Here is an 18,976-nt window from a genome sequence, read left to right as displayed (position 1 = left end):
GCCGACCCTGAACAGCGCTGGCCGTGGCCGGGTCGCAGGGTCCACGATGGACCCATGCGCGTCCCCTCCCACCCCGCCCTGCCGTGGCTCGCCGCGAGCGGGGTGCTGCTCATGTGGGCCTCGTCCTTCCTCGTGATCCGCGTGGCCGGGAACGACTTCTCCCCCGGGGCGATGACGCTGCTGCGCGTGGTCGCCGCCTCGATCGTGCTGCTGCTCCTGCTGGCCCTGGGCAGGGTCCGGATGCCGCGGAGCCTGCGGCTGTGGGCGGCGGTGCTGGGCTGGGGCGTCGCCTGGTTCGCGGCCTACCTCGTGGTCCTCAGCGCCGCCGAGCTGTTCCTCGACGCCGCCACCACCGCGATGCTCGTCAACCTCGCCCCGCTGATCGTCGCCGTGGTCTCCGGGCTGCTGCTCGGCGAGGGCCTCTCGGTGCGGCTGCTCGCCGGGGTGCTGGTCGCCTTCAGCGGCATCGTGCTGATCTCGGTGGGGGCCTCCACCGGCGGGCTCTCCGGTCTGGGCGTGGTGCTGGGCCTGCTGGCGGCCCTGTTCTATGCCGGCAGCGTGCTCGCCCAGAAGCTGCTGCTGGCCCACGTCGACTCCACCTCGATGACGGTGATCGGCGTGCTCGCCGGGGCGCTCGCGACCGTTCCCTTCGCCCCGGCCCTGGCGACCGAGCTGCGGGCGGCCCCGCTCGACGCGGTGCTCGGAGTGCTGTACCTCGGAGTGTTCCCCACCGCCCTCGCGTTCCTGCTGTGGGGGTACGCCCTGACCCACACCGGGGCGGGCCTGCTGAGCTCCTCCTCCCTGCTGGTGCCGGCCCTCACCCTGCTGCTGGCCTGGCTGCTCCTGGCGGAGGTGCCGCCGCCGCTCGCGATCGTGGGCGGTTGCCTGTGCCTGGTCGGGGCGGGTTCCGCCGTGGGGCCGGCGATCATCGCCGCGCTCCGCTCCCGGCGCCGGGCGGACTACCCTGAGCCCACGTCGACCCCGCCGTGCCCCGAGGCCCACCCCGGAGAGGACCCCGCCCATGCCCCCTGCTCCTGAGCCGCACCCGGCGCCCTGGCTGCTGATCGTGGACCCGCAGCGGATCTTCGCCGCCCCCGACTCGGACTGGGCCTCGCCGTTCTGGGCGGAGGCCTGGCCCCGGATCCGGCAGCTCGCCGAGCAGGTGGGTCCCGAGCGCACCCTGGTCAGCCGCTGGCTGCCCACCGCCGACCGCTCCACCGCCTGGGGCGAGTACTTCCGCGCCTGGCCCTTCGCGGACGTCCCCGCCACCGATCCGCTCTACGAGCTGGTGGACGGCGCCGCAGCGCTCACCGCCCATGCCACCGTGGACGAGCCGAGCTTCGGGAAGTGGGGGCCGCAGCTCGCCGGGATCGTCGGCCCCGCACCCCACCTGCTGGTCGCCGGGGTCTCCACGGACTGCTGCGTGATCACCACCGTGCTCGCCGCGGCCGACGCCGGCGCCCGCGTCAGCGTGGTCGCCGACGCCTGCGCGCCCTCGAGCGCCGAGAACGGCGCGGCCGCGCTGCACACCCTGGGGCTGTTCCCGCCCCAGGTGGACCTGACCACCACCGCCCTCCTCGGCGGCGCGGAGCCGATCTGCGGGAGGACCGACGATGTCGACGAATGAGCCCGTCTGGGCGGTCGCGGGCGAGCGCACCGTGACCTGCGGCCACTGCGGCCAGGGATGGTTCTGGTCCCGGAACATCGTGCTGAGCAGCGGCACCGCGACCCTGTTCGGCGTGGACGCGTTCAGCCCGGAGGCCACGGTGCTCTCCTGCACCTCGTGCGGGAAGATCGAGCTGTTCGATCCGGGCGCGCTGCGCCTCTCCAGCGCCACGGCGTGAGCGGGGGTCACGGCACATTGCTCACCCTCGGGCACGGCCGGCTCGAGCGGGAAGAGCTCGCCGCCCTCCTCACCGGCGCCGGCATCGCGCGGCTCGTGGACGTGCGCCGCCACCCCGGCTCCCGGACGAACGACGCCGCTGCACGCGGAGCGATCGAGGAGATCTGCACCGAGGCCGGCATCGAGCACCGCTGGGACGAACGGCTCGGCGGGCGGCGCCGACTCACCGCGGAGGAGGAGGCCGCCTCCCCCGACACCTGGTGGCGCGTCGCCCAGTTCCGCGCCTACGCCGGATGGACCCGCAGCGAGGAGTTCCGCGCGGGCCTGGAGGAGCTGCGAGCCGACGTCTCCCGCGCCCGGACGGCGGTGATGTGCTCGGAGGCCGTGTGGTGGCGATGCCACCGACGGCTGATCGCCGATGTCATGCTGCTCGAGCACGGGGCCGAGGTGCTCGACCTGATGCACTCCGGGCAGCAGCGGCCGCATGAACCCAGCGAGGGCGCCCGCCTGGACGAGGACCGGCACGTGGTGTGGGACGGCGCGGAGCCCGCCTGACCTGGCGCACGCCGAGAAATCCGCTTGCCCCACCGGCCGGGCGACCTTAGCGTCGGCGTCATGCACTCCTCCGCCTCGCCCGCCGCCGTCCTGCCCCGCACCGCCCTGCTCACCGGCGTGGGCCGGCGTCGCGGGATCGCCGCGGCGATCGCCCGAGGCCTCGCCGCCGACGGTGTCGACCTGGCCCTGAGCTATCACGCACCCTATGACCGCCGCGTGCTGGGCGAGGACGCGGATGTCGAGCTGCTCGCCGAGGAGCTGCGCGCTCTCGGCCGACGGGTGGAGCTGCTGCCCGGCGACCTCGAGGACCCCGCGGTCCCGCCCGCGCTCGTCACCGCCGCCCGCGAGGCGCTGGGCCCGCTGGGAGCGCTCGTGACCTGCCACTGCGAGTCGGTGGACTCCTCGATCCTGGACACCACCGTGGAGAGCTTCGACCGCCACTACGCCGTCAACGTGCGCGCCACCTGGCTGCTGATGAAGGCCTTCGCCGAGCAGGTCGAGCCCGGCACGGACACCCCGGGCGGCGCGGTCATCTCCCTGACCAGCGACCACACCGTGCACAACCTCCCCTACGGCTCCACCAAGGGGGCGCTGGACCGGCTGGTCCTGGCCGGCACGCACGAGCTCGCCGACCGCGGGATCCGCACCAACGTGATCAACCCCGGGCCGATCGACACCGGATGGATGGACGACGAGATCCGCGCCTCCGGGGCGGCGGCCACTCCCGCCGGGCACCTCGGAGGCACGGACACCGTCGCGGACCTGGTGCGCTTCCTCGTCTCCGAGCGGGGCGCCTGGATCCGCGGCCAGCTGCTGTACTCCAACGGCGGGTTCGCGACGCCGGCGCTCTGAGGCCGCAGGGCGCTCAGGCCGCGGAGCAGGCGGAGCGGAAGGAGCGGACGGAGCAGGCGGAGCGTCGCCGTTCTACGCGACGGTCTTGGAGACCCCGGCATCGACGACCCAGGTGGCGCCGTGCACGCTGGCCGCGAGCGGCGAGACCAGATGGACGATCGTCGTCGCGATCTCGCGGGGCTCGATGAATCGACCGGTCAGCATCCCCATCTGCGACGGGAGGGCGGCGATCAGCTCCTCCTGCGTGAGGTCCATCGACTGCGCGAGGTCGGCGCCGAAGCTCTGCTCCCCTTCCCACAGAGCGGTGCGGGTCGACGACGGCGACACGGTGTTGAACCGCACCCCCTGGGGGCCGAACTCCTCGGACAGCCCCTTCGTCACCGCGTTGAGCGCCGCCTTCGCCGCGCCGTACGGCAGCGGTGCGGTATGCGGTCGACGAGCGCTGTCGGACGAGACGTTCACGACGGCCCCGCGCGACGCCAGCAGGGCGGGCAGAGCGGCGCGCGTGGTCCGCACGGCCGCGAAGAGGTTCAGCGCGAAGGTGGAGGCCCATGCCTGCTCGGAGAAGCCGAGGAAGCCTGTTCCAGGAGCGCCCGCGTCGCCACCGCCGACGTTGTTGACCAGGATGTCCAGCGTTCCCGTGACCTCGAGCGCCTCGGCCACGATCCGCGCCGGGACATCGGGCTGGGAGAGGTCGCCGAGCAGAGGCGTCGCTCCGGTCCCGGCGAGCTCCGGTGTGACCGAGCGCGAGGCGGTGACGACCGTGACGCCCTCCTCCTGGAGGACGCGCACGACCTCCAGTCCCATTCCTCTGCTCGCACCGGTGACGAGGGCGGTTCTGCCCGAGAGCTGGAGATCCATGATGTCTTCCTTCCGTGAGGTCGGCCGGACGCCGACGACCTAACTGCAACACAGCTGATACAGTTAGGTCAACATATAGGACTGTACAATCTCCCTTATGTCGGAGAATCCTCAGAGCTCACCACGGCCGCTCCGCGCCGACGCGGAGAACTCGATCGCCCGCATCCTCGAGGCCGCGGAGCGCGTGTTCGCCGCGGACCCCACGGCGAGCCTCGCCGCTGTGGCCGCGGCGGCCGGCGTCGCGCGCACGACGGTGCATCGGCGCTTCTCCTCGAGGGAGGAGCTGCGGGATGCCCTCGTCGACGCGGTCAATGCGAAGCTGCGCGAGGCCATCGCCGGCGCGAACGTCGGGACGGCGCCGCCCCTGGCCGCCCTGTACCAGCTCACCGTCGCCACGCTCGATCTCAAGGTCGACTGGCGGGCGTCCTGGCAGTTCGTCGACCAGGGCGGCGAGGGAGCCCGAGGGGTCGACCCTGACAGCATCGCCGCGCTGGACTCCCTCCTGCAGCGGTCCCTCGAGGCCGGACTCCTGCGCCCCGGGACCGACCTGCGGTGGACGCGCGACGTGTACATGGCCCTGCTCCACGAGGCGGCCACCGCACGACCCGAGGGCGAGGACTCCGCCCACCGGGCGAACCTCGTCCTGCAGACCCTGCTCCGCGGCGTGGGCAGCGCCGAGCACGACCTCGGGCTCAGCACGCCGACGGGCTGACCGTCGAGCCGTGGGCCACCGGGCCCCGCACGACCAGCGGGTGCTCGGCGGTGACCCGGTGACCCTGTGACCCTGTGACCCTGTGACCCTGTGACCCTGTGACCCTGTGACCCTGTGACCCTCTGACGAGGATTCAGCTCTCGGCGCGCTCCGCCCGCACCGAGGGCAGCAGGTGGCCGCGCCGGGCGGCGAGGACCAGCATCACGATGCCCACCGCGAGTCCCAGCAGCACGCTGACCAGGGACCCCTCCACGCCCATCGCGCCGCCGGTCAGCCACGTGGGGCCGGTGGTCTCGGCGACCAGGAGGCCGTTCTGCTTCCCCGTGCCGGAGACCGCTGAGGAGAAGACCCCGGCCTGCACCGTGTTCCAGGCGATGTGGAGCCCGATCGCGAGCCACAGCCGGCGGGTCAGCAGGTAGGCGGCGCCCAGCAGGACCCCCGCCTCGATCACGAGGCCCAGAGCGGTCACCAGGGACGCGCCGGGGTTCGTCAGGTGGATCAGGCCGAAGAGGAGGGAGCTGATCGCGAGCGCAGCCCAGCTGCCCAGCCAGGCATCGAGCACGCGCAGCACGACTCCGCGGAACGCGATCTCCTCGACCACCCCGGCGCCGAGACCGATCGCGAGCGGGACCAGCAGCTGCGGGGACGGGGAGAATCCGGTGACCCGGTAGCCGCCCAGCAGGGTGATCACGCCCACGCTGAGCGCGATCAGGCCCACTCCCAGGGCGAGTCCCGCCATGAGCTCGACGAGCCTGCCGCGTCCGCGCAGGGCGAGGCCGGGGCGGCCTCCGACCCTGCCCACGATGAGGAGGTATCCGCCGAACGCGAGGGCGGCACCGACGACCGCGCTGAGCAGCAGCGCCCACGGGGCAGGGCCCGCGTCGGCCGGGGCGCCGGCGGCGGCGGTCGCGAGACGGGCCACGCCCGCCATCACGACCTGGGCGCCGAGGAACAGGAGGATCCCGAGCACGAGCTGGAGGCCCCGACGGCGGTCGGTGCGGTCGACGGCGGAGGCGGGGAGGGTCGCCGCGGCAGAGGCGACCGGAGCGCTGGGCGTGTGAGGAGCTGTCATGGTTCGAGGGTGCGACGGCACGCGCCCGCTGTCACCGGTCGCGGAGCGATCGTCGAGGCAGCCCCTACCGGGTCGGGGAGCGGCCCGAGTCCGTGGTGCAGGGTCGCCCGAGGCTGGTGGTCGGGCCCGCCCGACGCCCAGCCCTGCCGGGCGGTCCGAGGTGCCCGGTCCTCAGCCCGCCCCGGCGGAATCGCCGGCGGAGCCCCGCGGCGGGACGGCGCCGCAGCGCCAGCAGGGTCTCTCCGGGTCCAGGGGCCCGTCACCCTCGGGCATCGCCCCGCACTGGGGGCACAGCAGGCCCAGCCAGCACGCCGCCTCACCGGCGGCCTCGGTCTCCTCGTCCACCGCGGACTCCTCCCTCGAGCTCCTGTCGCAGGCTCCTCGGCGGGACGGACCAGCGCCCCGCTCGACGACCTGCATGCTCCCGAGCGTACGCCGCGGGGCGGCGCCTCCTGCTCGTGCAGGAGGCGCCGCCGCGGGCAGGGAAGGGTGGGGTCAGCGGCCGCGGTTCGCGGCGTGGTCGGCGCGGGCCTGCTCGCGCTCGCGGCGCTTGGCCGCCTTCTTCGCGAGCAGCTCCTCCTCGGCGGCGACCGTGACGACATTGCCGCTGGGATCGGTCGCGACCGTGCCGTCGGCGCGGGTGACCACGAGCCCCTCGGGCTGCTCATCGGAGCGCTCTGCCCGGTCGTTGAACGCGAGGCGCTGGTCGTGGAGGCGGTGTGCATCCGTGAGCAGCTCGCGCACGTTCTTCTCCGCGACGACCATGTCCTCGTACTTCGCCGGCAGGGCGTCGATGATCTTCTCGTGCGCGATCATGCGGTCGTACATCGCATCGCGCTTCTTCTCGAAGGAGGCGTAGGTCATCTCGATGTACGCCTGCGCCTCCCGATGCGCGTCGTTCACGGCCGCCTGGGCCCGGCCCTTGGGCGAGAGCAGGGAGGCGAGGATCGTGATGACCAGGACGCCCACGATGACGGAGAGCGAGAGGGAAGTGGTGATCTCCGGGATCGCGTGCACCGCCTCGCCGTCGTTGATGAAGCTCAGCTCGTTCTCGTGCAGGGCGTGGACGACGAGCTTCACGCCGATGAAGGCGAGGATGATCGAGAGGCCGTAGGAGAGGTAGACCAGTCGGTCCAGCAGTCCGTCGATGAGGAAGTACAGCTGGCGCAGGCCCAGCAGCGAGAACACGGTCGCGGTGAACACGATGTAGGTGTTCTGGGTGAGGCCGAAGATCGCGGGGATCGAGTCGAGCGCGAACAGGATGTCGGTCGCACCGATGGCGATCATGACCAGCAGCATCGGGGTGAGGACCCGCTTGCCGTTCTCGATGGTGAAGAACTTGTCGCCGTCGTACTCGTCGGTCGCCGGCAGGTACTTCTTGATGACGCGGACGAAGAAGCTGTCCTTCTCCTCCTCGTGGTCCTCACCCTTCAGCTCGTCGAGGATCATCTTCCCGGCGGTGACCAGCAGGATCGCACCGAAGAGGTAGAAGACCGCGGCGAAGGCGTCGATCGCGGCCGCGCCGATCGCGATCATGCCGGAGCGGGCGATGATCGCGAAGGTGATGCCGAACAGCAGCACCTTCTGCTGGTCCTCGCGGGGCACCGCGAAGGCACCGATGATCACGAGGAAGACGAAGAGGTTGTCCACCGAGAGCGCCTTCTCGGTGACGTAGCCGGCGAAGTACTCGGTGCCCATCGTGCTGCCGCCGAACAGGAACACGCCCGCGCCGAACAGCAGCGCGATGCCCACGTAGATGGCGGACCAGACGGCCGCTTCGCGGATCGTGGGGATGTGCGCCTTGCGCACATGGAAGATGTAGTCGAAGGCGAGGAGTCCGAGAACCGCCACGATGGTGACGATCCAGACCAGAGGGGAGACGGTCATGGTTCTGCTTTCCTGGGTCGCGTGAAGGACCCGGGTCTCTCCACCCGTCGCGCGTTCCGACGGGCCGCTGCGCCCGGAGGACCGATGACGGTCCCCGTGATGACGGGCACAGCGCGGCGGATACTCCCCCGTTGCCGTCGCCCAGTCTACCCGGGGGCTCCGGGCCCCTGGGAAGCACCTGCGAGCGGGCTCACGAGCGCCGGTTCACCCCGCCGCGGCGGTGTCGCGGCCCAGCACCCGCCCGGACCTCCCGGCCGCGGGCCACCCGGCGGCCGACGGACGGGAGATCCCGTGCGTCGGCCGCCGGACGTGCAGTCGGGTCGCGCTCCTGCGCCCCGCTCAGCGCTCGGTGGGCGCGCCCTCGTCGACCTCGCGCGTCTCCGCCCTGTTCGCGGCGACGATCGAGACCAGCACCGCGGTGCCCATCGCGACCACGATGAAGGCCAGCGAGAGCCAGATCGGCACCTCGGGGATCTTCTTCAGGAGGTCGAAGCCGGGGATGAAGTCCAGCGGCGCCTCGTGGATCGCATGGATCAGCAGCTTCACGCCGATGAAGCCGAGGATCGCGGCGATGCCGTAGTGCAGGTAGGCCAGGCGCTCCAGCAGACCGCCGAGCAGGAAGTACAGCTGGCGCAGGCCCATCAGGGCGAAGATGTTCGCGGTGAAGACCAGGAACGGGTTGCGCGTCACGCCGAAGATCGCCGGGATCGAGTCCAGCGCGAACATGACATCGGTGATGCCGAGGGTGATGAACACCAGCAGCATCGGGGTGAAGACCTTCTTGCCGTCGACGACGGTGCGGAGCTTGTTGCCCTCGTACTCGTCGGAGACCGGGAAGACCTTCCGCACCGTGCGCATGATGAAGGAGTCCGAGCCGTCGTCCTCCTCCTCGAAGGCCTGCTTCCACGCCGTCCACAGCAGGAAGATGCCGAAGACGTAGAAGACCGCGGTGAAGTGCTCGATGATCACCGAGCCCGCGAGGATGAACAGGCCGCGGGCGATGAGGGCGATGATGATGCCCACCATCAGCGCTTCCTGCTGGTACTTCCTCGGCACACCGAACTTCGCCATGATGATGATGAAGACGAAGAGGTTGTCGATGCTCAGGGAGTACTCGAGCAGCCAGCCGGTGACGAACTCGGAGGCGGGCTTCATGCCGCCCACGAAGAGCAGCACCAGGGCGAAGACCAGGGCGAGGCCCACGTAGAAGCCGATCCAGGCCGCGCACTCCTTCATGGAGGGCAGGTGGGGGCGCTTGAGGACGATCAGCAGATCGGCCACGAGGATGACGCAGAGCACGACGAGGGCCGTGATCTCGAATCCGAGGTGGAGTTCTCCCATGGGTCTACTTTCAGCGTCTTCGGGGTGGGGACGGGATGGCAGCCCGCCGGGTCGGCGTCCGGAGGTCCGGGGCCGGACCCGGTGCGATGACCGGGCCGACAGCGGGCTGCGCGTGCCAGGCTACTCTGCCGACCCGCCCGCGCACCCCGTCTCGTGCGGTGAGGTCCCGCTCATCGCAGACGCCCGACGACCTCCTCGACGGCCGCGAGCACGCTGCCGTCGAGCAGCCGCGCCTCGGCCTCGGCGATGTCGGGGGCGAGGAAGCGGTCCGGGCCGGGGCCCTCGACGGTGCGGCGCAGCACGGCCATCGCGGCGGCGGAGGCGGGCGACGGCCCCAGGGGGCGCAGGTCGATAGCACGGGCGGCGGTGAGCAGCTCGATCGCGAGCACGCGGCGCAGGTTCTCGACGCTCGTGCGCAGCTTGCGGGCGGCGTGCCAGCCCATCGAGACGTGGTCCTCCTGCATCGCGGAGGACGGGATCGAGTCCACGCTCGCGGGCACCGCGAGGCGCTTCATGTCCGAGACCAGCCCGGCCTGGGTGTACTGGGCGATCATGAAGCCGGAGTCCACGCCGGGGTCGTCGGCCAGGAACGGCGGCAGGCCGTGGGAGCGGGACGTGTCGAGCATCCGATCGGTGCGCCGCTCGGCGATGGAGGCGAGATCGGCGCTGACCACGGCCAGGAAGTCGAGCACGTAGGCCACGGGCGCGCCGTGGAAGTTGCCGTTCGAGGTGACGGTGCCGTCCGGGAGCACGACGGGGTTGTCGATCGCGGCGTCGAGCTCGCGCAGCGCGACGGTGCGCGCGTGCTCGATCGTGTCGCGCACGCCGCCGGCGACCTGCGGGGCGCAGCGCAGCGAGTAGGCGTCCTGCACGCGAGAGCCCTCGGCGGCGACATCGGCGATGATCGGCGAGTCCTCGAGCAGGGCGAGGATGTTCGCGGCCGACGCCTCCTGACCGGGATGGGGCCGCAGCGGGAAGTGCAGCTCGGGCTTGAACACGCTGTCACGACCGCGCAGCCCCTGCACGGACAGGGCCGTGGTGAGGTCCGCGGTGCGCACCAGGTCGTCGAGGTCGGCGATCGCCATCAGCAGCATGCCGAGCATGCCGTCGGTGCCGTTGATGAGGGCCAGGCCCTCCTTCTCCTCGAGCAGGACGGGAGCGATCCCGGCCTCGGCCAGCAGCTCGGGCACGGGGCGCTCCACGCCGTCGCGGTCGCGGGCCCGCCCCTCCCCCATGAGCACGATCGCGCAGTGGGACAGCGGGGCGAGGTCGCCGGAGCAGCCCAGGGAGCCGTACTCGTGGACGATCGGGGTGATCTGCGCGTTCAGCAGCGCGAGCATGGTCTCGACCACCACGGGGCGCACGCCGGTGCGGCCGGAGGCGAGGGTGCGGGCGCGCAGCAGCATGAGGGCGCGCACCACCTCGGTCTCGACCTCGGGGCCGGCGCCCGCGGCGTGGGAGCGGATCAGGGAGCGCTGCAGGGCGTGGCGCATGGACGGCTCGATCGCGGTGTCGGCGAGGGCGCCGAAGCCGGTGGAGACCCCGTACACCGGGGCATGACCGGGGGCGGCGAGGGCATCGATGTGCTCGCGCACCGCGTCGACCTGCGCTCGGGCTGCGGGGTCGAGGTCGACGCGGGCCCGGCCGCGGGCGACGGCGAGGACGTCGGCGGCGGTGAGACCGGAGGAGGCGAGGACGACGGGGCTGGTCATGGGGGTCCTTTCGGGAGCGGGGTGGCGGGAGGGTCGGAGGAGAAGGTGCGCAGGTGGGTCAGAGCAGAAGGTGCGCGAGCGGTGCGGTGATCAGGATCGTGAGCACCACGCGCACGAACCACAGCACCACCAGCTGGCCCACGTTCACCGGGATCCGCGTGGCCAGGACGGAGGGCACCAGCGCGGAGAAGAACACGATCTGGGAGACGGCGGTGACGCCCACGGTGAAGCGCAGCACCTCGGACTCGTGCCCGGCGACCACGGTGGCCGGGAGGAACATCTCGGCGATGCCCACCGCGACGGCCTTGCCGGCGAGCGCCGGATCCGGCAGCTGCACCAGCCAGGCGATGGGCACGAAGAGCCAGCCGATCAGATCGAACACCGGGGTGTAGGTGGCCAGGAGCAGGCCCGCCAGCCCGATCGAGAGGATCGAGGGGACGATCGCGGCAGCCATCAGCACGCCGTCCTTGAAGGTCGCCCAGCTGCCGGCGACCACACCGGGGGCACCGGCGAGGGCGCGCATCGCCTCGTCCCAGGCCTGGCGCAGGCGATGTCCCCGGGAGACGGGCTCGGCCAGGTGCTCCACGCCCTCGAAGGGGTCGTCCGCCACGCGGCTGAGCGGCGGGATCCGCACCGTGATCGCGGTGACCGCGAAGGTCACGGCGAAGGTGAGGAGGAAGTAGAGCGTCCAGTGCTCCATGAGGTCCAGCGTGCTGGCCACGATGACCATGAAGGTCGCGGAGACCGTGGAGAAGCCGGTCGCGATGATCGCGGCCTCCTTGCCGGTGTACCGCCCCTCGCGGTAGACGCGGTCGGTGATCAGCAGGGCCAGCGAGTAGGAGCCGACGAAGGAGGCGACGGCGTCGACCGCCGCGCGGCCCGGCACCTTCCACACGGGCCGCATGATCGGCTGGACGAGCACGCCGATGAACTCCATCAGCCCATAGTTGATCAGCAGGGCGAGGAACACGGCGCCGACGGGCACGATGAGGCCCACGGGGATGCCGAGCTTCTCCCACAGGAACGGGCCGATGTCCGGATTCCCGAGCGGCCCCGGGTAGTAGCCGAGCGCCGCGCACACCGCGACCGCGAGGCCCACGATGTTCGCCAGGGCGAAGATCGTGCGCAGGGCGCCGTGACGCCAGGAGCCGGTGACGAAGGGACGGAGGGTGCCGAGGGCGACCAGGGCGACCACCACCCACGGCAGTGCGGCACCGAGCACCCACATCACGAGTGTCAGAGCGTGGTCCACGAGGATCGTGGACTTCCCGCCGATCTCGACCGAGACGAAGAACATCGCCAGGCCGATGGCGCTGTAGACGAAGAACCGCCAGCGGCGGGGCGGGACGGGGCGTTCGGTGCCGTCGACGCCGATCACGGAGCGGGCACGGCCCGCGGCGGAGCTCTCGAAGAGCTGGTGGCCGTCGGCGGGACGGCGGCCCTGGCGGTCGGGAGCCGGGACTGCGTCGGACGTCGTCATCATCGAGATCGTCCTTTCGTGAGGGGAGGGAGGGGTGCGGGGGGACTGCCGGGCGACGGCCGGGAGCGACGGGAGAGGCGGGCCCCGGGGTCAGGCGCGCCGCCTCCCGGCCCGCCACACCTGATGGGTGAGGGGCATGCCGGGCCGGTAGGCCAGGTGGATCGCGGCGGGGGCGTCGAGCACGTGCAGGTCGGCGCGCGCGCCGATCCCGAGGTGGCCGACGTCCGCGCGCCGCAGGGCGAGCGCCCCGCCGCGGGTGGCGGCGCGGAGCGCTTCGGCGAGCGAGAGGTGCATCTGCAGCACCGCGATGGTGACGCAGAAGCTCATCGAGCTGGTGTAGCTCGTGCCGGGGTTGCAGTTGCTGGCGAGCGCGACGGAGGCGCCCGCGTCGAGCAGCTCGCGAGCGGGGGCGAGCGGGGCGCGGGTGGAGAGATCGCAGGCCGGAAGGACGGTCGCGACCGTCGGCCCCGCGTCGACGGCGAGGCGGCCGGGGCCGTCCCCGGGGGCGGTGGGGCGGGCGGCGGTCACGGCGAGGGCCTCGACGTCGGCCGCTCCGAGGTGGTTGACGTGGTCCACGCTCGCGGCCCCGAGCTCGGCGGCGAGCGCGACGCCGCCCGAGCGGCCCAGCTGGTTGCCGTGCACGCGCAGGCCCAGGCCCGCCGCGGCGCCGGCGCGCAGCACCCGCTCGGACTGCTCGGGATCGAAGGCGCCGGCCTCGCAGAACACGTCGATCCAGCGCACGTGCGGGGCGACGGCGGCGAGCATCTCGCCGATGACCAGGTCGACGTACTCCTCAGCCCTGCCCGAGTACTCGCGCGGCACGAGGTGGGCGCCGAGGAAGGTGGCCTCGTCGAGCTCGCCCTCGGCGATCAGGGCCGAGAGCAGGCGGGCGGCCCGCAGCTCGTCCTGGACGGTCAGCCCGTACCCGGTCTTGGTCTCCAGGCAGGTGGTACCGCCCGCGACGGCCTCGGCGATCCGCCCCCGGACCAGGGCGTCCAGGCGCTCGTCGGTTGCGGAGCGGGTGGCGTCGGTGGTGACGCCGATGCCGCCGGCGGAGTACGACTCCCCCGCCATCCGGGCCTCGAACTCGGCGGCGCGGTCGCCGTCGAAGACGAGGTGGGAGTGGGAGTCGACCCAGCCGGGCAGCACGGCCCGGCCGCCGAGGTCCTCCGCGTCATCGGCGGCCGGCGCCTGCGCGGCGGAGCCGGTCCAGGCGATGCGTCCGTCCTCGATGACCAGGGCGGCGTCGCGGAGCACCTGGGCGCCCGTGACCTCGCCCGGGCGGGCGGGGTCGTCCAGCGCCGGGTCGAGGGTCCACAGCTCCGAGATGCCGGTGATCAGGGTGCTCGTCATGCCAGGGCCTCCTACGGGGTGAGGGCGGGGACGGGTCAGTCGCGGTGCGTGGGGGTCATGGGCACCCGCACGCCGCGCTCATGGGCCACCTGGTCGGCGCGCGAGTAGCCGGCGTCGACGTGGCGGATCACGCCCATGGCGGGGTCGTTGGTGAGCAGGCGCTCGAGCTTCTGGCGCGCGAGGTCGGTGCCGTCGGCGACGCCCACCTGGCCGGCGTGGATCGAGCGGCCGATGCCCACGCCGCCGCCGTGGTGGATCGAGACCCAGGTGGCGCCCGAGGACGTCGAGGTCAGGGCGTTCAGCAGCGGCCAGTCGGCGATCGCGTCGGAGCCGTCGAGCATGGACTCGGTCTCGCGATACGGGGAGGCGACGGAGCCGGAGTCGAGGTGGTCGCGGCCGATGACGATCGGTGCCTTGACCTTCCCGTCGGCCACCAGCTGGTTGAAGAGCATCCCGGCCTGGTGCCGCTCGCCGTAGCCGAGCCAGCAGATGCGGGCGGGCAGGCCCTCGAACTCGACGAACTCGTCCGCCGCGTCGAGCCAGCGGTGCAGGTGCTCGTTCTCGGGGAAGAGCTCCTTGAGCGCCGCGTCGGTGACGGCGATGTCCTCGGGGTCGCCGGAGAGCGCCACCCACCGGAACGGGCCGAGGCCCTCGCAGAAGAGCGGGCGGATGTAGGCGGGGACGAAGCCGGGGAACTCGAAGGCGCGGTCGTAGCCGGCGTGGCGGGCCTCGTCGCGGATCGAGTTGCCGTAGTCGAACACCTCGGCGCCGGCGTCCTGGAACTCGACCATGGCCTGGACTTGGCGAGCCATCGACTCGCGGGCCTTCTTGGTGAAGCCCTCCTCGTCGGCCGCGGCCTCGCGCTGCCAGTCCTCGACGGTGATCTCGGTGGGCAGGTAGCTCAGCGGGTCGTGGGCGGAGGTCTGGTCGGTGACCACGTCGATGTGCAGGTCACCGGCCTTATGGCGCTCGAGCAGCGCGGGGAAGACGTCGGCGGCGTTGCCGACGATCCCGATCGAGAGGCCGCGCTTCTCGGCCTTCGCGGCGTTGGCGCGGGCGATCGCGTCGTGGAGGTCGTCGGCGATCTCGTGGCAGTAGCGCTTGGCGACGCGGCGCTCGAGGCGGGCGCGGTCCACGTCCACGACCAGGCACACGCCGTCGTTGAGGGTGACGGCGAGCGGCTGCGCGCCGCCCATGCCGCCGCAGCCGCCGGTGAGGGTGATGGTGCCGGCGAGGGTGCCGCCGAAGCGCTTCTGGGCCACGGCCGCGAAGGTCTCGTAGGTGCCCTGGAGGATGCCCTGGGTGGCGATGTAGATCCAGGACCCGGCGGTCATCTGGCCGTACATCATGAGGCCCTCGGCCTCGAGCCGGCGGAACTCGGGCCAGGTCGCCCAGTCGCCCACGAGGTTGGAGTTCGCGAGCAGCACGCGCGGGGCCCACTCGTGGGTGCGCAGCACGCCGACGGGCTTGCCGGACTGGACCAGCAGGGTCTCGTCGTCCTCGAGGCCCTTCAGGGTCTCGACGATCGCGTCGAACGCCTCCCAGGAGCGCGCGGCGCGGCCGGTGCCGCCGTAGACGACGAGGTCGTCGGGACGCTCGGCGACCTCGGGGTCGAGGTTGTTCATGAGCATGCGCAGCGGGGCCTCGGTCTGCCAGGACTTGGCGCTGAGGTCGGTGCCGCGGTCGGCGCGGACGGGGCGGGCTCCGGGGAGGGACATCACTGGCTCCTGGGGTCGGGGGCTGCTGGCGTCCTGCCAGGACACCACCCCCGCGACCGCGGGTCGAGGGGGTCCCGGCCCATGCTGTCCGGCATCCCGGACAGGGGGCTCCGCTCCGGCGGGCCGACAGAACCCGCCCGGGCCCGGCGCTACACCTGGGTGAGGGGGTGATGCGGCTCCGGCGGCAGGTCGACGGAGATCTCATCGGTCGCACGGACCGTCCCGCCCCGGGCGACGATCCCCATGACCCCGGTGAGCCGGTGGACCGTGCCCGCGTCGTCCCGCGGCAGGACGCTGCGCAGCAGACCGGGCCGGAAGTCCTCGATCTGCTGGCACGGGTTCCGCAGCCCCGTCACCACCACGACCGCCTCCCCGATCCGCAGGCGCGTCCCCACCGGCAGGGCGAGCAGGTCCACGCCGGCGGTGGTGATGTTCTCCCCCAGCTCTCCCGGGGCGACCTCGTGCCCCTGCTCGGCGAGGTGCGCGAAGAGCTCCTGGTGGATCAGGTGGACCTGGCGGAGGTTGGGCTGATCGGGGTTCCGCGCCACGCGGCTGCGGTGCTTCACCGTGACCCCCGCATGCGCATCCCCGCGCACGCCGATCCCCTCCAGGAGCTCGATCGAGTCCGCACGGGGCTTGCTGAAGCCATGCTCAGCGCTGACATGGACCGAGACGACGGTGGGGTTCATGCCGCGATCCTTCCAGAGCGGGGCCGCAGGCGACAGCCCCCGTCGGCAGGTCGCGGCGGGCCGGTGCGGCGGTGAGCGGGCGGCGACGTCGCGGCGGACGGGGCGATGTGCTCGTGCTCTCAGCCGAACCGGTGCCCGGCCGAGAGCACGAGCTCGGCGAGGATCTCCCGCAGCTGCTCCGGCTGCTCGACCCACGGCAGGTGCCCTGCTCCTGCGACGGCACGCTTCCGCGGCGCGCGGGCGTGGGCGGCGAGCGCGAGAACGGGACGGACGGGGCGGGGATCCTCTGTGCCGTGGACGACGGTGACCGGGCAGCGCACGGCGGTGATCCAGGTGATCTGGTCGATGTCGGCGATGGCGCCGGCGGCGCCGAGCGCCCGGTTCGCCTGGTGGTTGATCGCATGGGGCGAGCAGGCCATCTCCAGGGCGAGGTCGTACCCGGCCGACGGATCCGCGTAGTCGCTCGTCCACTGCAGACGGCGCCACTCGGTCTCCTCGTCGCGGGTGCGCTCGCGACCATCGAGCGCGGCCAGGGACTCCGCCCACGGCGCCATCCGACGCGCCCGCTCGGCCCGGTAGGGCGTGCGCCAGTCGCCGATCCCGACGCCGTCCACGTAGGCGAGCGCGGAGACCCGCTCAGGATGGGTCCCCGCATAGGCGAGGGCCAGGGTCGCGCCGAAGGAGTGGCCCACGAGGACCACGTGCTCGTGGCCGAACGCCCTGCGCAGCTCCTCGATGTCGGCCACGGAGCGCTCGATGGTGAGGTCCGCGGGCGTCGGACCCTGTGGATCCTCGATCGCGGGCCTGCCGTCGGGCCCGGTCGAGCGGCCGCAGCGGCGCTGGTCGTAGCGATGCACCGTCGCCCTGCCGTCCAGCAGGTCCCCGAGCGCCTCGAGGTGGTCCCACAGCCCCGGCCCGCCGTGCACGATGATCACCGCAGGCGCCCCGGCGGGACCGGGCACGGTGACCGTCGCCAGCCGCGCGCCATCGCTCATCGTCACGAACTCCCTGGACTCCTGCTCCGTCATCGCCGCTCCCCGGTGCGCTCGTCCGTCGGCCGTCCGCGCAGGCGGCGGGTGATCTCGTCGGCCGCGCGCCGCACCGCCTCGGCACAGCGCTCCCGGCGCTCCTCGTCCGCGTCCCGCTCCACGAAGGTCAGCGCCACCGCCGCCGCAGGCCAGCCCGCGTGGTCCCGCACCACAGCCGCCACGGAGGCGAGCTCCTCGGTGACCTCGCCCTGCTCGCGGGCGATGCCCTCGGCCCGCACCCGCACCAGCAGCTCGCGAAGCTCCTTGGGGCGGGAGGGGCCGGTGGCCTCGGTGCGGGCGGTGAAGTCCGCGGCGTGGCCGTAGAGCGCGCGCAGCTGGGCCGGGGGCAGCTCGGCGAGGATCGCACGACCGCTCGCGGTGAGGTGCGAGGGGATGCGCACGCCCACGTCGGAGACCAGGCTCGGGCGGTTCCGAGCGCGCTCCTCGATCACGTACAGCACGTCGCGGCCGTGGAGCACCGCGAGATGTCCGGACTCCCCCACCTCGTCAACCATCGCCTCGATGACGCGCCGGCCGATGCGGGCCAGCGGCTCCTGGCGCAGGTAGGCGCCGGAGAGCTCGTGCGCGGCGGGGCCCAGGCCGTACAGCCGCTCCTGGTCCAGGTGCAGGACGTAGCCGTGCTCGACGAGGGTGGTGAGCAGGTCGTAGGTGCGCGAGCGGGGCAGGCCCAGCTCCTCGGCGAGGCGCGCGGCGGGCACCGGGGAGCGGCGCGAGGCGAGCAGGGTGAGCAGGCGCAGCGTCGCGTCGGCCGCCGGGACCTTCGGGGTGGTCATGGGGACCAAGGATGCCATCGTGACGGGCTGAGCTGGGCTGGGTTGAGCGATGGGCGGCGGGGTCGGTCAGCCGGCGGCGGGCTCGTCGGACGCCGACATGCGGCCCCGCCCGCGCTGGGCCGCCCGCTCCTTCGTCGCCAGCTCCCAGGTGCGCACCAGGCGCGGCAGCGTGAGCATCACCAGGCCGCCGGCCATGTTCAGGGGGATCACCCACGCGAACCAGACCAGCCACTGGAGGTAGGTGGTCTCGGCGCCGGCGTGCATCGCCCCGAAGATCACCGCGGAGCTCAGCGCGCCGTGGAGCATCCCCAGGCCCACCACCAGCAGGCCGGAGATGAGGGAGTTGGCGAGGGTGGCGATGCCCTCCTTGGAGCCCTGGTTCATACGGGTGACCAGGGTGATCGTGAAGCCGGCGAGCACGGCGAGGGCCGCGGTCTCGAGCGTGAGGCCCTTGTCCATGTAGCTCGAGGTCGACTCCATCAGCACGTCGTCGAAGCGGGGGAAGGCCGCGACCACCACCCAGGTGAAGGACCAGCCGCCCACCAGGTTCGTCACCAGCGTGGTCACCCACAGCCGCAGCAGCTGCCCCCAGGTGCCGTGCCCGGCCACGATCGCGTTGATGGGGACGAGGAAGTCCTCGGTGAACAGCTCCGAGTGCGCCAGGCGCAGCGCGTACAGGCCGATGCCGAAGGCCAGCCCTCCCAGCAGCTTCGACCCGGTCGCGTCGAGCACCGCGAGCATGGCCAGCAGCCCCAGGCCCACGTCGATCCCGCCGAACAGACCGGTGATGATCAACGCCCGCCAGGTGCGGTTCAGCCGGTTCGCGCCCTCGGCGACGGTGCTCTCGAACTCCTGGACGAGCACGTCCTCGACGGGCTGGTCGCTGCTGCCCAGCTGCCGACGCTCGGCGGCCTGGTCGTGGCGCCGGTGCTGGTCGTGCTGGTCGTGCTGGTCGTGCTGGTCGTGCTGGTCCATCGTCCCTCCCTCTCTCGGGGTCGTCCGGTGGACCGGACGCGGAGTCGCCTCCCCCGCTTCGAGGGTGCACGACGGGTGCCATGATGGGCGAACCTACCCCCGAT

Annotated in this window: 19 protein-coding genes; 6 read left to right on the top strand and 13 right to left on the bottom strand. The window is 72.6% G+C overall.

The window, feature by feature from the left end; translation table 11 throughout:
• Nucleotides 1-54 precede the first annotated feature (54 nt).
• The 5 genes from CFK41_RS00740 to CFK41_RS00725 are packed head-to-tail and all read left to right on the top strand — an operon-like array spanning nucleotide 55 to nucleotide 3,250.
• Nucleotides 55-1,038 carry a DMT family transporter gene (locus CFK41_RS00740; RefSeq protein WP_096797944.1) on the top strand — a complete coding sequence of 328 codons (984 nt, stop codon included), beginning with the start codon at nucleotides 55-57 and terminating at the stop codon, nucleotides 1,036-1,038.
• On the top strand, nucleotides 1,022-1,627 hold the full coding sequence (locus tag CFK41_RS00735; RefSeq protein ID WP_096797943.1) for a cysteine hydrolase family protein: 606 nt from the start codon (nucleotides 1,022-1,024) through the stop codon (nucleotides 1,625-1,627). Before CFK41_RS00740 ends, CFK41_RS00735 begins: the two co-directional genes overlap by 17 nt.
• Nucleotides 1,614-1,844, top strand: a complete 231-nt coding sequence (locus CFK41_RS18085; RefSeq protein WP_227873149.1) for a hypothetical protein — start codon at nucleotides 1,614-1,616, stop codon at nucleotides 1,842-1,844. The genes CFK41_RS00735 and CFK41_RS18085 overlap by 14 nt, the downstream gene beginning before the upstream one ends.
• Nucleotides 1,841-2,398 (top strand): DUF488 domain-containing protein, encoded by a 558-nt coding sequence (locus tag CFK41_RS00730; protein WP_227873148.1) that lies wholly within the window; start codon nucleotides 1,841-1,843, stop codon nucleotides 2,396-2,398. The genes CFK41_RS18085 and CFK41_RS00730 overlap by 4 nt, the downstream gene beginning before the upstream one ends.
• A 60-nt stretch (nucleotides 2,399-2,458) precedes the next feature.
• Nucleotides 2,459-3,250, top strand: coding sequence for an SDR family oxidoreductase (locus tag CFK41_RS00725; protein WP_096797941.1), 792 nt, complete (start codon nucleotides 2,459-2,461; stop codon nucleotides 3,248-3,250).
• 72 nt (nucleotides 3,251-3,322) lie between these two features.
• Here the strand turns inward: CFK41_RS00725 and CFK41_RS00720 are convergent, their stop codons facing one another.
• On the bottom strand, nucleotides 3,323-4,111 hold the full coding sequence (locus CFK41_RS00720; RefSeq protein WP_096797940.1) for an SDR family oxidoreductase: 789 nt from the start codon (nucleotides 4,109-4,111) through the stop codon (nucleotides 3,323-3,325).
• A 97-nt stretch (nucleotides 4,112-4,208) separates the two neighbouring features.
• On the opposite strand from CFK41_RS00720, the gene CFK41_RS00715 reads away from it, so the two are divergent.
• Nucleotides 4,209-4,823, top strand: coding sequence for a TetR/AcrR family transcriptional regulator (locus CFK41_RS00715; RefSeq protein ID WP_096797939.1), 615 nt, complete (start codon nucleotides 4,209-4,211; stop codon nucleotides 4,821-4,823).
• Nucleotides 4,824-4,956: 133 nt separating this feature from the next.
• Here CFK41_RS00715 and CFK41_RS00710 read toward each other — a convergent pair whose 3' ends face one another.
• The 12 genes from CFK41_RS00710 to CFK41_RS00655 form a co-directional block, all read right to left on the bottom strand.
• Nucleotides 4,957-5,895, bottom strand: coding sequence for a CPBP family intramembrane glutamic endopeptidase (locus CFK41_RS00710; protein ID WP_096797938.1), 939 nt, complete (start codon nucleotides 5,893-5,895; stop codon nucleotides 4,957-4,959).
• Between the two features lie 171 nt (nucleotides 5,896-6,066).
• Entirely contained in the window at nucleotides 6,067-6,240 is a 174-nt protein-coding gene (locus CFK41_RS17875) for a hypothetical protein (protein WP_169928762.1), read from the bottom strand.
• A 150-nt stretch (nucleotides 6,241-6,390) separates the two neighbouring features.
• A complete protein-coding gene (locus CFK41_RS00700; protein ID WP_096797936.1) occupies nucleotides 6,391-7,782 on the bottom strand; it encodes a TerC family protein in 1,392 nt (463 codons plus the stop codon).
• A 339-nt stretch (nucleotides 7,783-8,121) separates the two neighbouring features.
• The gene (locus tag CFK41_RS00695; RefSeq protein ID WP_096797935.1) at nucleotides 8,122-9,123 is read right to left on the bottom strand and encodes a TerC family protein; all 1,002 of its coding nucleotides are present in this window, start codon (nucleotides 9,121-9,123) and stop codon (nucleotides 8,122-8,124) included.
• Between the two features lie 170 nt (nucleotides 9,124-9,293).
• Nucleotides 9,294-10,835 carry a histidine ammonia-lyase gene (gene hutH / locus CFK41_RS00690; RefSeq protein ID WP_096797934.1) on the bottom strand — a complete coding sequence of 514 codons (1,542 nt, stop codon included), beginning with the start codon at nucleotides 10,833-10,835 and terminating at the stop codon, nucleotides 9,294-9,296.
• Nucleotides 10,836-10,893: 58 nt separating this feature from the next.
• Nucleotides 10,894-12,318, bottom strand: coding sequence for a YjiH family protein (locus tag CFK41_RS00685; RefSeq protein ID WP_096797933.1), 1,425 nt, complete (start codon nucleotides 12,316-12,318; stop codon nucleotides 10,894-10,896).
• 87 nt (nucleotides 12,319-12,405) lie between these two features.
• Entirely contained in the window at nucleotides 12,406-13,668 is a 1,263-nt protein-coding gene (locus tag CFK41_RS00680; RefSeq protein ID WP_096797932.1) for an amidohydrolase family protein, read from the bottom strand.
• A gap of 35 nt (nucleotides 13,669-13,703) precedes the next feature.
• Entirely contained in the window at nucleotides 13,704-15,386 is a 1,683-nt protein-coding gene (hutU, locus tag CFK41_RS00675; RefSeq protein WP_096797931.1) for a urocanate hydratase, read from the bottom strand.
• 149 nt (nucleotides 15,387-15,535) lie between these two features.
• Nucleotides 15,536-16,075, bottom strand: a complete 540-nt coding sequence (locus tag CFK41_RS00670; protein WP_096797930.1) for an MOSC domain-containing protein — start codon at nucleotides 16,073-16,075, stop codon at nucleotides 15,536-15,538.
• A gap of 119 nt (nucleotides 16,076-16,194) precedes the next feature.
• Nucleotides 16,195-17,103 carry an alpha/beta fold hydrolase gene (locus CFK41_RS00665; protein ID WP_096797929.1) on the bottom strand — a complete coding sequence of 303 codons (909 nt, stop codon included), beginning with the start codon at nucleotides 17,101-17,103 and terminating at the stop codon, nucleotides 16,195-16,197.
• On the bottom strand, nucleotides 17,100-17,897 hold the full coding sequence (locus tag CFK41_RS00660) for an IclR family transcriptional regulator (protein WP_096797928.1): 798 nt from the start codon (nucleotides 17,895-17,897) through the stop codon (nucleotides 17,100-17,102). The genes CFK41_RS00665 and CFK41_RS00660 overlap by 4 nt, the downstream gene beginning before the upstream one ends.
• Nucleotides 17,898-17,963: 66 nt before the next feature.
• A complete protein-coding gene (locus tag CFK41_RS00655) occupies nucleotides 17,964-18,872 on the bottom strand; it encodes a formate/nitrite transporter family protein (protein ID WP_096797927.1) in 909 nt (302 codons plus the stop codon).
• Nucleotides 18,873-18,976: the final 104 nt, after the last annotated feature.

This window comes from Brachybacterium ginsengisoli (assembly GCF_002407065.1).
GTDB classification, from domain to species: domain Bacteria; phylum Actinomycetota; class Actinomycetes; order Actinomycetales; family Dermabacteraceae; genus Brachybacterium; species Brachybacterium ginsengisoli.
Note: the sequence above shows the minus strand (reverse complement) of the source record. Positions and strands in the feature narration are given on the sequence as shown.

What these genes read in the sequence shown, in the direction of transcription:
- CFK41_RS00740 (WP_096797944.1), top strand. Translation starts at nt 55, where the DNA reads ATGCGCGTCCCCTCCCACCCCGCCCTGCCGTGGCTCGCCGCGAGCGGG.
- CFK41_RS00735 (WP_096797943.1), top strand. Translation starts at nt 1,022, where the DNA reads ATGCCCCCTGCTCCTGAGCCGCACCCGGCGCCCTGGCTGCTGATCGTG.
- CFK41_RS18085 (WP_227873149.1), top strand. Translation starts at nt 1,614, where the DNA reads ATGTCGACGAATGAGCCCGTCTGGGCGGTCGCGGGCGAGCGCACCGTG.
- CFK41_RS00725 (WP_096797941.1), top strand. Translation starts at nt 2,459, where the DNA reads ATGCACTCCTCCGCCTCGCCCGCCGCCGTCCTGCCCCGCACCGCCCTG.
- CFK41_RS00720 (WP_096797940.1), bottom strand. Translation starts at nt 4,111, where the DNA reads ATGGATCTCCAGCTCTCGGGCAGAACCGCCCTCGTCACCGGTGCGAGC.
- CFK41_RS00715 (WP_096797939.1), top strand. Translation starts at nt 4,209, where the DNA reads ATGTCGGAGAATCCTCAGAGCTCACCACGGCCGCTCCGCGCCGACGCG.
- CFK41_RS00710 (WP_096797938.1), bottom strand. Translation starts at nt 5,895, where the DNA reads ATGACAGCTCCTCACACGCCCAGCGCTCCGGTCGCCTCTGCCGCGGCG.
- CFK41_RS00700 (WP_096797936.1), bottom strand. Translation starts at nt 7,782, where the DNA reads ATGACCGTCTCCCCTCTGGTCTGGATCGTCACCATCGTGGCGGTTCTC.
- CFK41_RS00695 (WP_096797935.1), bottom strand. Translation starts at nt 9,123, where the DNA reads ATGGGAGAACTCCACCTCGGATTCGAGATCACGGCCCTCGTCGTGCTC.
- hutH (WP_096797934.1), bottom strand. Translation starts at nt 10,835, where the DNA reads ATGACCAGCCCCGTCGTCCTCGCCTCCTCCGGTCTCACCGCCGCCGAC.
- CFK41_RS00685 (WP_096797933.1), bottom strand. Translation starts at nt 12,318, where the DNA reads ATGATGACGACGTCCGACGCAGTCCCGGCTCCCGACCGCCAGGGCCGC.
- CFK41_RS00680 (WP_096797932.1), bottom strand. Translation starts at nt 13,668, where the DNA reads ATGACGAGCACCCTGATCACCGGCATCTCGGAGCTGTGGACCCTCGAC.
- hutU (WP_096797931.1), bottom strand. Translation starts at nt 15,386, where the DNA reads ATGTCCCTCCCCGGAGCCCGCCCCGTCCGCGCCGACCGCGGCACCGAC.
- CFK41_RS00670 (WP_096797930.1), bottom strand. Translation starts at nt 16,075, where the DNA reads ATGAACCCCACCGTCGTCTCGGTCCATGTCAGCGCTGAGCATGGCTTC.
- CFK41_RS00665 (WP_096797929.1), bottom strand. Translation starts at nt 17,103, where the DNA reads ATGACGGAGCAGGAGTCCAGGGAGTTCGTGACGATGAGCGATGGCGCG.
- CFK41_RS00660 (WP_096797928.1), bottom strand. Translation starts at nt 17,897, where the DNA reads ATGACCACCCCGAAGGTCCCGGCGGCCGACGCGACGCTGCGCCTGCTC.
- CFK41_RS00655 (WP_096797927.1), bottom strand. Translation starts at nt 18,872, where the DNA reads ATGGACCAGCACGACCAGCACGACCAGCACGACCAGCACGACCAGCAC.